This window comes from Bacillus sp. SRL337 (assembly GCF_984799155.1).
Window position 1 is genome coordinate 3563108 of record NZ_OZ481793.1, and the last position, 14050, is coordinate 3577157.

Annotated in this window: 9 protein-coding genes and 1 other annotated feature; of the genes, 5 read left to right on the top strand and 4 right to left on the bottom strand. The window is 44.1% G+C overall.

Translation table 11 applies throughout. From position 1 onward, the window contains the following. Positions 1–161 precede the first annotated feature (161 nt). Positions 162–641 (top strand): GAF domain-containing protein, encoded by a 480-nt coding sequence (locus AC4E8A_RS18045; protein WP_490195024.1) that lies wholly within the window; start codon positions 162–164, stop codon positions 639–641. A gap of 310 nt (positions 642–951) precedes the next feature. Next, positions 952–1461, top strand: a complete 510-nt coding sequence (locus tag AC4E8A_RS18050) for a cupin domain-containing protein (RefSeq protein WP_490195026.1) — start codon at positions 952–954, stop codon at positions 1459–1461. A 39-nt stretch (positions 1462–1500) separates the two neighbouring features. Here the strand turns inward: AC4E8A_RS18050 and AC4E8A_RS18055 are convergent, their stop codons facing one another. The 3 genes from AC4E8A_RS18055 to AC4E8A_RS18065 all read right to left on the bottom strand — a co-directional run bounded on the left by AC4E8A_RS18055 (position 1501) and on the right by AC4E8A_RS18065 (position 6780). Then, a complete protein-coding gene (locus AC4E8A_RS18055) occupies positions 1501–3036 on the bottom strand; it encodes an FAD-dependent oxidoreductase (RefSeq protein WP_490195028.1) in 1536 nt (511 codons plus the stop codon). Between the two features lie 409 nt (positions 3037–3445). Continuing rightward, positions 3446–4633: a methionine gamma-lyase gene (gene megL / locus AC4E8A_RS18060; protein WP_490195030.1), complete on the bottom strand. Its 1188-nt coding sequence runs from the start codon at positions 4631–4633 to the stop codon at positions 3446–3448. 251 nt (positions 4634–4884) lie between these two features. Next, the gene (locus AC4E8A_RS18065; protein WP_490195031.1) at positions 4885–6780 is read right to left on the bottom strand and encodes a diguanylate cyclase domain-containing protein; all 1896 of its coding nucleotides are present in this window, start codon (positions 6778–6780) and stop codon (positions 4885–4887) included. A gap of 459 nt (positions 6781–7239) precedes the next feature. Here AC4E8A_RS18065 and rpsD point away from each other — a divergent pair, with 459 nt between their 5' ends. Next, entirely contained in the window at positions 7240–7842 is a 603-nt protein-coding gene (gene rpsD / locus AC4E8A_RS18070; RefSeq protein ID WP_490195033.1) for a 30S ribosomal protein S4, read from the top strand. A 500-nt stretch (positions 7843–8342) separates the two neighbouring features. Continuing rightward, positions 8343–9047: a TerC family protein gene (locus tag AC4E8A_RS18075; RefSeq protein WP_490195035.1), complete on the top strand. Its 705-nt coding sequence runs from the start codon at positions 8343–8345 to the stop codon at positions 9045–9047. A gap of 48 nt (positions 9048–9095) precedes the next feature. On the opposite strand, the gene tyrS is transcribed toward AC4E8A_RS18075, so the two are convergent. Beyond that, positions 9096–10358 carry a tyrosine--tRNA ligase gene (tyrS, locus tag AC4E8A_RS18080; RefSeq protein ID WP_490195037.1) on the bottom strand — a complete coding sequence of 421 codons (1263 nt, stop codon included), beginning with the start codon at positions 10356–10358 and terminating at the stop codon, positions 9096–9098. Positions 10359–10591: 233 nt separating this feature from the next. Further along, positions 10592–10809 (bottom strand) — a binding site (T-box leader). Between the two features lie 197 nt (positions 10810–11006). On the opposite strand from tyrS, the gene AC4E8A_RS18085 reads away from it, so the two are divergent. Further along, positions 11007–13952, top strand: coding sequence for a transglycosylase domain-containing protein (locus tag AC4E8A_RS18085; RefSeq protein WP_490195038.1), 2946 nt, complete (start codon positions 11007–11009; stop codon positions 13950–13952). Positions 13953–14050 lie beyond the last annotated feature (98 nt).

Consider the following 14050-nt stretch of genomic DNA (forward strand, 5'->3'; position numbering starts at 1 on the left):
ATCATAGAGCTGTCAATGAGGAATAAATCCGATTACTACATAAAATTCGGGGGATCACCTGAGATTCCTTTATGTATTTCTCGACAGTTTCCGGCCGAACTTGTTGGAAACCGATGAATCTATGGTTTTGACATCATATCCTGTAGAAATGGGGGAGTTCGATGTTTCAATCAGCCATGTACCAAGGTACACGCGAAGAAAATTATGACTTGGTCATCAAGCAATTGCACGCTCTTTTGGAAGGAGAAAGCAATCGCATTGCCAATTTAAGTAATGCTTCTGCATTGCTCAATCAATTCTTAGACCGCATTAACTGGGTCGGATTTTATCTTATGGAAGATGAAGAGCTTGTGCTCGGCCCGTTCCAAGGACTTCCTGCCTGTGTACGAATTTCAGTCGGAAGAGGCGTATGCGGCTCTGCTGTAAAAGAGAAGAAAACCTATCTTGTAGAAGATGTCCATGCCTTTCCCGGCCATATCGCCTGTGATGCAGCATCTCAATCCGAGATTGTCGTTCCGATGGTCAAGGACGGCGAGGTCATTGGCGTTTTGGATATCGACAGCCCTGAGAAGAGCAGATTCGATGAAACCGATAGAGAAAAACTTGAATTATTTGTTCAAGCGTTACTTCAATATGTTTGATTTTAAAGCCGGGGTGGTTATCCCGGCTTTTTTTGTTGCACTGGATGTGAAGACCGGGCATGAAGCTGGGGTGAATGCATGCACTGATCGGTTTCACGTTTTAATGCCTCCAATGCGCTGGCCTGAGGACATGTTACTGACTGTTATCCCGAATGGATGTCCCCAGATTTTCGATTGAACGGCATCGATTAGGAAACCAACGAATCCCCTTCCGCGATAATATTTCATCCGGGCAAATCCCTAAACCACAAGTTTACCCCTGCTGTGACAAGGGAAATCCTACTCATATAAAAACAAAGGAGGATGTAACATGCAAAGCAATGATGTGAAGTCTCTGTACTTTGAGGAGAGTGCTTCAATTCCCAATAATCCTGACTTGCCAGTTCTTTTATATGAGGGGATTTTTAAAGACAAACCAGATCAGGCGGAGAGTATTTTTAACAAGCACAATTGGAGTAACAGCTGGCAGGGCGGCGTTTTTGATTACCATCACTTCCATAGCAATACCCACGAGGTTCTCGGAGTGGTGAGTGGAACCGCTGAGTTAATCATTGGCGGCGAAAGCGGAAAGAAAATGAAGGTCCATCCAGGAGATGTAGTGGTGCTGCCTGCCGGGACCGGGCATAAAAGATTAACGGCCAGCCAAGATTTCAAAGTAGCCGGCGCATATCCTGATGGGAAGGATCACAACTTAAAAACAGATGAGGGCAGCGAACGCACCCAGCTGTTGATTGAAATCAAGGAAGTCGCCCTCCCTGCTCAGGATCCAGTGTACGGGGCAGACGGCCCTTTACTTTCTCTTTGGGAAAAAGAAGAGTAAAAAAAAACAAGCCCGGGAAGGATCCTTCCCGGGGTTGGGTTATTCATAAATTTTTTTCAAAGGTTTGACTGCCGGGCCTTCAATGACATCCCCAGATGTTGAGAAGCGGCTTCCATGACATGGACAATCCCATGATTTTTCAGCATTGTTCCAGCCGAGTTCACAGCCCATGTGGGTACAGGTTGTATCAACCACTGTTACCTCTCCGCTTTCGTTACGGTAAGCACCAGCCCGTTTTCCATCCACCGTCACTACAGCTCCCTCACCGTTTTCCAGTTCCTCCAGCTTCCTGTCATGCTTATCGAGTTTGCCTTTGACAAATTCCTTGGCTACATCCGCATTTTCTTTGACAAAGTTTTTGATGCCCGGATTCGCATTGAAACGGGAAGGTGAAAACAGATTCGTGAACTGATTTTCTTTTCCAAGCACTCGATCTGTTAATAATAATGCCGCAGCAGTACCGTTGGTCATCCCCCATTTTGCATAGCCTGTGGCAACCAAAATATTTGGCTGGTCATCGGTGGCTGTTCCTATATATGGGACTTTATCCAATGTTGTCAGATCTTGCGCAGACCAGCGATATGGATAATTTTTTATGGAATAATGTTTTTCAGCAAAGTGTCTGAGATTTTGATAGTGCTCTTCGGTATCTCCGCCTTGTCCTGTTTTGTGGCTGTCCCCGCCAACTAGAATCATTTTATCGCCGTTGGAATCGGTACTGTAGCGGACGGATCTTTTAGGCTGATCCGCACTCAGGTACATTCCATCCGGGATCTGGTTCTCTGTTCTAGCAGCAAGGGTATACGACCGTTCAATATCCAATCTGGAAAAATACAGTCCCTTGAAATCATTGATTGGAAAATGGGTGCTGACAATCACTTTAGGAGAAAAAAGTTTGCCTCCATCTTCCGTGAACACTTCAACAGGATCTTCCCCACTTAGCTTTGTTATCCTCGTATTTTCGTAAACGGTTCCGCCATTGGCTTTGATTTCATCCAAAAGTGGAATGAGGAATTTCACCGGATGGAATTGTGCCTGATCCGGCATTTTCAGGGCGGAGGCTACTTGGAATGGCAGGTCCGTATCTGTAGTAAGTTCTCCCGGTATATTCAATTTAGCATAGGCTTGGGCTTCTTTTTCTAGTTCCTTGGTACCTTTATCGGTTTCAGTGTAAATATAAGATGGCAGTTTTGTAAATTCACAATCTATGTTTAATTCACCGATTATTTTTTCTATGAATTGTAATGCTGCCGTGTTTGCCTGGTAATATAGAGACGCTTTTTCTGCCCCATGATGCCCCATCAACTGGTCATAAATCACCCCGTGCTGAGCAGAAACCTTCGCAGTAGTATAACCGGTGGTTCCATTTATGACTCTTCCTGCTTCCACAAGGGCAATTTTTTTCCCTTCGCGTGAAAGCAAATAAGCAGCGATGATTCCGGTAATCCCTGCTCCCACGATCGTCACGTCTGCATGGTGTGTTTGGTTTCCCAGTTCTTCAAAAGCCAGCCCTCTATCTTCCGCCGCTTTACGCCAGTACGAATAGGACTCTTTAGGTATCATGTTTTCATTCATCTGAGCGTTACCTCCCCATTTTCTACTACCATCTACTTACCCGAAATTCACCATAACATGCCTGGGGACGCTCAAATGAGCATGATTTGTTAGTGCTCCTAAAGAGCAGACCTGTGGTTAACGTTTTTCGGATTACAAAACAACAATGAAGAAATTTAATTTAGTTAGCGTGGATTTTGGGCTTATGAATCATTCATGTGACACTCTATATTGGTTTTCGTTTGATTTTGGTCTCATGAACCGCTCATGTGACACTCTATTCTTATTTCGACTTTGATTTTCGCCTCAAAAACCGGACATTACACACCCCATTATGAATTTCACCTCAATTTCAGGCTAAAGATGTTTTTAAATCTGAGACAAACAAAAAAACAGAACCCGCAGGCTCTGTTTTTTTCTGTATTTTATTTTATTTTATTTTACTGAACGCCTGCATTAAATCATCGCGGATATCTTCCCAAGCCTCCAGGCCGATGGAAACTCTCAATAAAGTATCGGTTATGCCCATTTTCTCTCGAGACTCTGCCGGAACGACCGCGTGTGTCATAGTCGCCGGATGCTGGATTAAGGTTTCGGCATCACCAAGGCTTACCGCGATTTTGATCAATTTTAATTCATTCATGAACTGCTGCGCAGTCTCTTTGGTTCCTTTGATGGTAAAAGCGATCAATCCGCCAGGCTTGCTCATTTGCTTTTTCATTGTTTCATAGTGAGGATTGTCAACATCTCCAGGATAGAACAGCTTTTCCACCTGAGACTGCTCTTTAAGGAAATCAGCAATTTTTGCAGCATTTTCGCAATGGCGGTCCATACGCACCGGCAGTGTCTTTAACCCCCGCAGCAGCAACCAGGCATCGAATGGTGAAATCACTCCTCCGATATCCTTCTGCGTGGTCATTCTGATATGGTCCATCAAGTCTTTTTTGCCTACTGCCACACCGGCGATCACATCCCCATGCCCGCAAATATATTTAGTAGCACTGTGAATGATGATATCACAGCCTAAGTCAAGTGGCTTTTGCAGGTAAGGCGAAGAAAATGTATTATCGACAATCACCGGGATGCCTTTTTCTTTCGCAATGCTTGCGACCAATTCAAGGTCAATGAGCTGCATTGTCGGATTAATTGGTGTTTCCACATAGATGCAGGCGGTTTCCGGCTTAATACTTTTCCTAATCTCCTCTGCTGAATTCATTGGCGAAAAATCATGAGTGATATTGTACTTTTCTTCCATAAGGTTCAGCAAACCGAATGTGCATCCGTATACTCCTTGGGAACAGAGTACATGATCATTTGCTTTTGTCATGAACAGAAGGACAGAAGATACCGCGGCCATCCCAGAACCAAAGGCTAGAGCTGATTCACCATTTTCAAGTGACGCCATCCGCTCTTCCAGCATGGAAACGGTAGGGTTTCCTAGACGGGAATATATATATCCGCCTTCCTCCCCAGCAAATCGTCGTTCCCCCTGCTGGGCATCTTTAAAAGTAAAAGTGGAAGATTGATAGAGAGGCGGTGCTAAACTGTCGTTATATTCAACTGAGTTGTACCCTTCGTGAATGACTTTTGTTTCAAATCTTTCATAATCCTTCTTCATTTCTTTCTCCTCCTGTTATCTAATCCGAACTTATAAGCAGTTGTATCTTATCTATCCCATTAGTACAGGGTCTCTCCGGCGCGATTTTTCCATCCTATCGGCCAGCCTTGTGATCTCATAACAATTCACTTATAGCATATGACATTTCCTTCAAAAAAGAAAGCGTTTACACGGAGGCGGATTTGTGTTTCCCAGTATGAATTCCAAAAAAAGAAGACCTTGAAACAATGTACGTTTCAAGGCCTGTATCATTAGAGTAATATATTCGCCATCTGGTTCTTTCCACTGTTTTTAGCATGGTACATGGAGGCATCTGCTCTTTTCACCAGATCCTTCACATGATCTTCCCGCCCTCTTATCCAATGTGATACACCACAGGATACAGTCACCGAGGGGCTGGTCTTTTGCGGGATAACGTTGACGATACGGCTTCCGAAATCAGTGCCTGCCTTCAAATCCTTCTGAAAAAGGTAAACAGCGAGTTCCTCCCCGCCCCATCTGGCAGCAAAGCCGATGCCTTTCGACTCCTCCATGATGGTTTTGGCAACCTGGATCAACACTTCATCGCCCGTTTGATGTCCATAGTTATCATTGACTTTCTTGAAGTCATCAATATCCATCAGGATCAGCACTCCCTGTTCATCTTCCCTCATGGCCCTGACCATCTCTCCATCCAGGAAACTCCTGGAGTAAAGCTGGGTTAAATGGTCCGTTACCACAAGTTCCTCCAACTTTTCACGAAGCATGGAATTCGTCAGCGCCAATGTGGAATGATGGATGAACGACTGCAGCAATTTGTACATGTCAAACGAAAAAGAATAAGGTTCCTGATGCAGGACAATGCAAAACCCGATGATGGAGCCGTTTTGGACCATTGGAACAGCCATCAGCGAAAGATAAGATAACTCTTTGCCAAACTTTCCACTGATATCTCCTATAAAAATGGCTTCTTTTTCCTTGAAGATCTTGCGTTTTACATAATGAATATAAGAAGCTCCCTCGAAGCTGTGAAAAAAAGCAGAGCTTTCCGGTAGAACGCTGGACTCTTCTCTTTCATCAACAAATATGAATCCGATTGAAGAAGCGTGAAACGATCGTTTAATTTGTTTTTTTAAGAACGTCAGTGTTTCGGTCATCCTTAAATTAGAGTTCAACCTGTGCGATGTTTCATTGATCAGCTGAAGATCTGATATTAGCCTTCTGGACTGCTGATAAAGCTTGGCATTCTCCAGTGCGTTCCCAGCTGTGTATGCCAGTAGACGGATGAATTCCCGATGGTTGTCCGGAAATCTGAACTGATTGAACGTGATGACCTCAAGCACCCCATATACACCCTGCTTCCCTTTCAACGGCGCATAAAGAGTCAGCTTATCTTCTGTATACTGAAATTCCGACTCAATGGTTCCATTAACAAAAGCCTGCATGGCTGCTGTGTTGACACTATCATAATCGAAGTTCCTGATTGGCAGGTTTCCATGATTTTTATCATTGTCATTGGAAAGGAGCAAGTGGAAATCATAATCGGGAAATACCCTGGTCAACGTACTGATAATCTGTCCGAGCAAAATATTGATATCCATTGAAGAGTGGAACGTTTCGTTCACCTTAAAAAGTTCCCGGTAACGATGCTCCTCTTCTACAACCTGGTTGAAGTAGTGCATCTTCTTCAAATAGGCTGCACTATAATCGGCAAAGCTTCGAAGGAAGTTACGGGAAATCTCTGACTTCAGACCGGAAGCAAGTAAAACCCCCAATGGGTTTTGTGAGTGGTCCGACAGCTGGAAAGCAAGGTCAAATTCGCCAATGACGGAGCCTGTCCCGACTCTTTCCACAATTCCATCCTCTGTCCCTTCAAACATGAGGTCTATTGTTTCGGCAAAAACAGTGATCGGATATTTTCCCAAAGAAAGGCTGTCAGTAAGCTGATAGCTGTTCTCTGTCCTTTGATAATAAACAACTTCCTCAGCCTCCAACGCAGTTTGTACAACCCCTGCCCAAGCAGAAATGCAATCGCTGCAGCGGCTCTCCCCCTCATTGAACTCCTCATTCACTAAATCGAACAAACGAGCTTTATAGTTATTCAGGAAGATTTGGCCTGTTCTATCCAACCCGATTACCTGCGTATCGATCCGATCATTATTCACCATAATATGTCCCTCTTATCTTCGCTTTCCTGATAGATTCCTTTTATATCCCAACGGTTCATCATTATCCCTGAAACCAAGATATTGGCTGCACGGATAATGATGAAAAAAGCAGATATTCCCTTTCAATTCCATCAAGTAAATTATATCACAAAGATTCAGATGATTCCTATGTAATATTCTAAATTCCCTAGTTTTTATAAAAGAGGGCTTTTAAAAAATCTTTCGAAATTTGGATCTGCCCTTGACTTAGCCCCGGTAAAAACATATAATGGTTTTTGTGTAAAATAAAGCAGCCTATGTGAAGTCCTTTATGCTGTATTTTGTTCCTCGCGAATGAGGTGTATCTTGTAACTCTCTGCTGCTGGAGCGAAGGTACATGAAAACATAATACTCATGATTGTTAATTCACACACGGTTTTTATTTTACAACAAAATAAAAACACGAAGGAGGAGTCTTCAATGGCTCGTTATACTGGCCCTAGCTGGAAATTATCCCGCCGTCTTGGAATCTCTCTAAGCGGTACAGGTAAAGAATTAGAAAAGCGTCCTTACGCTCCTGGACAACACGGTCCTAACCAACGCAAAAAAATCTCTGAATATGGTTTACAATTACAAGAGAAGCAAAAGCTTCGTCATATGTATGGAGTGACTGAGCGTCAATTCCGTAACCTATTTGACAGAGCAGGAAAAATGCAAGGTAAACATGGTGAAAACTTCATGGCACTTCTTGAAGCCCGCCTTGATAACGTTGTTTATCGTCTTGGTTTGGCTCGTACACGCCGTCAAGCACGCCAACTTGTTAACCACGGACACATCACTGTTGATGGATCTCGCGTAGATATCCCATCTTACCGTCTGTCTGCTGGCCAAACAATCGGTGTTCGTGAAAAATCCCGCAACCTTGACATCATCAAAGAAGCTCTTGAAGTGAACAGCTTTGTTCCTGACTTCTTGACTTTCGATGCTGACAAGCTTGAAGGTTCATTCACTCGCTTAGCTGAGCGTTCTGAACTTCCGGCTGAAATTAACGAAGCTCTTATCGTTGAGTTCTACTCTCGTTAATCTTCCTGAACCCTTTCCCTTTTGGGGAAGGGTTTTTATTTTGTGTTTTTCAAAAAAATTTCTTGGAATCGAGTTTATAAAAATTCGCGGTTTGCATCCGGTCAACGGTGCCAAGTAACTGCACTCAATCGTTATAGAACAGGATAGTCTGGTGTTTTGAATTGAGTGTATTGGTTTTTGGGCTTTTTACAACCCTCGCTGCCCATGCGGCATACACCATCTTTCATTTCCTGTTTTGATGTCCCTCCCTCGCTTCACACGTCGCGTCAGACATTTTCAGACAAAATCACTCTCTTCCTTACTTTTTAAGTGAAGCCCATTCCATTTCGGACATCACGCTCCAGGGAACTGTTTTTTTGTCCGAATCACCGCTAATCAGATAAGATGCCTATCCTCCTCTTTATACTAATTCTCTCATCCCTAATATGTTATAATAGTAAGGTTGATATTTTTTATAAAACCTTAGATCATTTTCTTAGATTAAAAAGGAGGAACAGGTTATGGACTTTCTGTTTTCCACAGGATTCATCATTTCTTCAGGAGCGATTCTTGCCCTGTTAAAAATTATTGCGATTGATATTATTCTGTCTGGTGATAATGCAATCGTTATTGCGATGGCCACAAAAAACCTTCCAAAGGATTTGCAGAACAAGGCAATCTTCTATGGTACGGGTGGCGCAGTGGTCCTTCGCATTCTGTTTGCAGCCGTAATTGTGTACCTGCTTCAAATTCCTTATGTCCACTTGATCGGAGGAATTTTGCTCTTATGGATCGCTTATAAGGTACTTGTAGAGGAAGAGGAAGAAGCGAACATTAAAGCTCATACAGGCCTTAGCCAGGCAATTATGACCATCATAATTGCTGACGCGGTTATGAGCCTTGATAATGTGGTGGCGGTGGCCGGTGCTGCCCATGGCCATCTCGGATTGATTGCCCTTGGTGTATTGGTCAGCATCCCGATCATGATTTTCGGTTCAAAAGCGATTGTTAAACTTCTGGAGAGGTTCCGCTGGATCGCCTACATCGGTTCGGGCATACTGGCGTGGACGGCCGGGGAAATGGTCATGGAGGACAAGCAATTCTTAAATCTGGTGCATCTTTCACATAGTCCTTACTCATACCTGATTATTGCCGCACTGACGATTGTCGTTCTGGGTGCAGGTTTCATGACGAACAAGAAACAAAATAGTGTACAAGCTCATTAATTCACTAAAAAGAGGCGCTTCCGGGAAGCACCTCTTTTTATATGATTCTTATGAGTATTGGACCATGAAATATTTCTTTTTCCCTCTGCGGATGATGGTGAACTGTCCGTCGATGCGGTCGGATTCTGACATTACATGCTGAAGGTCTGTCGTGCGGTCACCGTTGATGTAGATCGCCCCGTTGCCGATATCTTCTCTCGCCTGTCTTTTAGAAGGAGCGATTTTAGTGTTCACGAGAAGGTCGACTAAATTGACTTCCTCGTCTTTAGGCTGTGTAAAAGATGGAACATCCTTGAAGCCTTGCTTGATTTCGTCAGAAGACAATTCCTTGATGTTGCCGCTGAATAGCGCTTCCGTGATCTTGATCGCCTGTGCGAGGGATTCTTCCCCATGGATCATTTTCGTCATTTGTTCCGCTAATGCTTTTTGTGCTTTTCGAAGGTGAGGTTCTGTTTCAACCGCTTCCGCTAAAGCTTCGATTTCTTCTTTTGAAAGGAAAGTAAAGTATTTTAGGTACTTAACGACATCAGCATCCGCTGTGTTGATCCAGAATTGGTAGAATTCATACGGTGATGTTTTTTCAGGGTCAAGCCAGATTGCACCGCTTTCTGTTTTACCGAATTTAGACCCGTCTGCTTTTGTGACAAGCGGAATCGTGAATCCAAATGCTTTTGACTCTTCTTCCCTTGTGCGTCTGATCAATTCAAGCCCTGTTGTAATGTTGCCCCATTGATCGCTTCCCCCGATTTGAAGCTTGCAGTTGTAGTTTTCATACAGGTGGTTAAAGTCCATTGCCTGCAGGATCGTGTACGTGAATTCCGTGTAGGAGATTCCTGTTTCAAGACGGGAAGCAATGGTATCCTTTGCAAGCATATAGTTGACTCCGATATGCTTTCCAAAGTCCCGAAGGAATGTCACCATATCCATCGGTCCGATCCAGTCGAAGTTATTGACCATGACCGCGCCATTTTCCCCTTCGAAATCAAAGATGCTTTGAAGCTGGCTCTTGATGCTTTCCACGTTATGCTGAATGGATTCAACCGTCTGCAGTTTTCGTTCTTCGCTTTTACCGCTTGGATCTCCAATCAGACCGGTAGCTCCTCCTACCAGTACCAGCGGGCGATGGCCTTGGTTTTGAAAGCGCCTTAATGTAAGGAATGGCAGCAAATGGCCGATATGCATGCTGTCTGCCGTAGGATCGATTCCACAATAGATAGAGATTTTTTCTTTATCTAAAAGAGCTTTCAGTCCCTCTTCATCTGTCTGCTGATACGTTATGCCGCGCCAATCTAAATCTTTTAGTAATTCCATTTTTATCTTCCTCCTGATTTTTTATAAGGCAGAAATTTTCAATAATACAAGCGTGTTCCATGGCCAGCCGACATCCAAAAGACAGATCAGCGAAAATATGTTCTTTCACTTGCTTGGGATCCGCTGAGGATGCGAAGGGATTAGGGCCGGGAGTCGGACGTGAATAGCTCATCAAACAAGATGTCCTGTTACATCCAATTAATATGCAAACAATAAAAAAACGCCCCTGCCGATGCAGGGACGTTTATTACGCGGTACCACCCAACTTAAGGACACAAGTATCCTTCACTTGATAGTGTAACGGTTTTCCCGTTTGCTGCTAATCGACCAAAGACGTTCACAGCAAAAGCTCAAGGAGGTAATTCATCACGTTATGTATGTCAGTTTCCACCAGCCACTGACTCTCTTTAATAGGGATAACGGGACTACTTATTCCTGTCGAAGCAATATCGTTATGAAAATTTCTCAGTTATACTTTTTTTATCATAGTTTCATCCCTTTTGTCAATTTGATTTCCGGAAAGGTCCTTCTTTTACGTAATAAACCGCCCTTCCAGCTTTCCATTATATACCTTTGAAATTTCCTTATTATAACCTTTCAATCGTCGAATTATGCTATAATATAGATGATTTTAGGGGGAGTGTACATATGAAGGAAAAATTTCAATCTTTGCTGCAGCGACTAGAACCTGTCATCAAGTTTTTTACTAACAATAGATTTTTAAAACGTGCCCGGATCACCTATGGAGTTCTTTGGAATTTATTATTGATATTAATTGTGGTGGCCGTTCTGGGTACAGCTTTCGCTGGCGGCGTCGGGGCGGGTTACTTTGCTTCCTTGGTAAAAGAAGAACCCATCCGCCCTTATGACAACATGAAGCAGGATATTTACAACTACGAAGAAACCTCACAGCTCTACTTTGCGAACGATGTCTATCTCGGAAAAATGAGGACCGATTTAGAGCGTGAAGAAGTAAGTATCGATGAAGTACCGGAAGACCTGGTGAACGCTCTGATTGCAACAGAAGATGAGTATTTTAAAGAGCATAATGGCGTTGTCCCCAAGGCGATCCTTCGTGCCATCGTACAGGAATTCACGAATTCCGCTTCCCAAACAGGCGGAAGTACACTTACACAGCAGCTGATCAAAAATCAAATACTCACAAACGAAGTATCCTTTGACAGAAAGGCAAAAGAAATCCTTTTGGCAATGAGACTCGAACGCTTCTTTGAAAAAGATGAGATCCTTGAAGCCTATTTGAATGTAGCCACACTCGGGCGTAACTCTTCCGGGAGAAACATCGCCGGAGTCAAATCTGCTGCAAAAGGGGTATTCGGGGTAGAACCGAAGGACCTTTCACTGCCCCAGGCAGCCTTTATTGCAGGGCTTCCACAAGCACCTTTTGCTTACACTCCTTTTACAAACGGGGGAAAATTAAAAGAGAACCTGGAACCGGGGCTTTCCCGGATGCAGACAGTTCTTTACCGAATGTTTGAAGAAGGCTATATAACCGAAGAAGAATATCAAACGGCCTCTAACTATGATATTTCGAAAGATTTCATAGGACCTAAGCCTTCAATTAATGACAACTATCCTTGGCTTACTGCTGAAATTGAAAGCCGCGGCAAGGAAATCATCTCAAAGATCCTGGCTGAAAAAGACGGTTACTCCGAAGATGACCTGGCCAACAACGATGAGTTATATGAAAAATATACGACACTCGCTGACCGTGAAATGAGACAGCGGGGCTATCATATCCACTCTACAATTAATAAAGAAATTTATGACAGTATGCAAAAAACGAAAGATGCATATGAAATGTATGGACCAGAACTTACTAGTACAGATGTCGACTCCGAAACAGGAGAAGAAGTAGAAGTTCCAAATCCTGTCCAGGTCGGCGCCATCATGATTGAAAACAAATCTGGCAGAATCATCAGCTTCGTCGGCGGGCGAGATTTCAAGCAGGAGCAGCTGAACCATGCAACTCAGTCCATCCGCCAGAATGGATCGACAATGAAACCGCTGCTTGTCTATGGACCGGCATTGGAATTCGGGGAAATCGGGCCTGGTTCTCCACTGCCGGACGTTGAAATGTCCATCATGGCTGGTAATGGCGTCATGTGGTCTCCGCAGAACTACTCATTTAACTATAACGGGCTAATACCAGCCAGATATGCGCTGGCTGAATCCTTGAACATTCCTGCGGCCCGGTTATATACAAAGATTTTTGATAAACAGCCTATCCAGTTCCTTGAAAAAATGGGCTTCTCAACGCTGACCAGCCGGGAGAAAGAAAACTATTCCCTATCCCTTGGCGGCATGGAACGCGGAGTTACACTAGAGGAAAATACAAATGCTTATACAACATTCGCCAATGGCGGAAAGTTCGTCGATGCCTACATGATCGAAAAAATCGTAGACAAAGATGGCAATACCATATATCAGCATGAAATAGATCCTGTGGATGTATTCAGTCCGCAGACTGCTTATCTGACCATAGATATGATGAGGGATACTCTTGATCACTATGCCGGAACCGGACGCTATGCTAAGAAATTCCTTACCTTCTCTTCCGACTGGGCAGGGAAATCAGGAACTACACAGGATTACAAGGACCACTGGTTCATCGCTTCCAATCCAAGCATTACGTTCGGTACGTGGTTCGGATATGACGACCCGCAATCCATGTACAGAGCGATGGAAACCTATGGGCACTATGGGTTGAGAAATATTCGCTTATGGTCTTATCTGCTGAATGATGCTCACGATCTAGCACCGGACCTGATTGATCCCGATGCAGCATTCCAATCTCCAGAGGGTATCGTGACAAGATCCTTCTGTGGAATTTCAGGTTTGCTGCCTTCTGAGGCCTGCAGCCAGGCTGGTTTAGTGAAAAGCGATTTATTCAATGCAAAGTATGTGCCAAGCAAGACAGATGACAGTCTTCTCAGCAGCCGGTATGTCATGGTGAACGGCAAGAAGTATCTGGCTCTTGACTCTACTCCTGCAGAGTTCTCTCAGCCGGGAGTCATATTAAATCCTGATTTTGTTGAGAGTGTTCTGAACGGACTCAAGGCAGATCCCCGCCAGTTGATTCCAGCTGACGAAGAAAGATACAAAAACATCCTTGTCGCTGAAAATAAAATTGAAGACGACGGTGCAGCTCCTGGAACGGTCAAAGCAAGTGCTTCCGGAAATAAAGTGACCTGGACTGCATCAGCCAGCAACGATGTTGTCGGCTACAGGGTCTTCACAGTAAGCGGCCAAAAAGTGGCAAGCGTTAAATCTGATTCAGACCTCGTTGCTTCTCTTGGTAACGGAGAGTACTACGTCGTTGCGGTAGATGTAGCCGGAAAACAATCCGGAAAATCAAACACCGTACTTATCGGAGAAGAAAAGAAAGAACCAAAGCCTTCTAAAGAGGAAAAGCCAAAACCAGAAAAACCTGAGCAACCAAAACCGGACACCGGCAGTTCGAATGGTGGTACTGGTTCAGGAGAAGGTGGCGGCAGCGCTGATTCTGGAAACGACAGCGGAGCCAGTGATTCCGGCTCCGGTCCAGGCGGCGGAAATGGCAATGACCAAGGATAGTTGATGAAAAAGAGGTGATCCGCCTAAGCGGATCACCTCTTTTGTCCTTTAGCGCTTTAGCGTGGCGGGGGACTGTCCCCGGTCACGCTAAAGCGCTA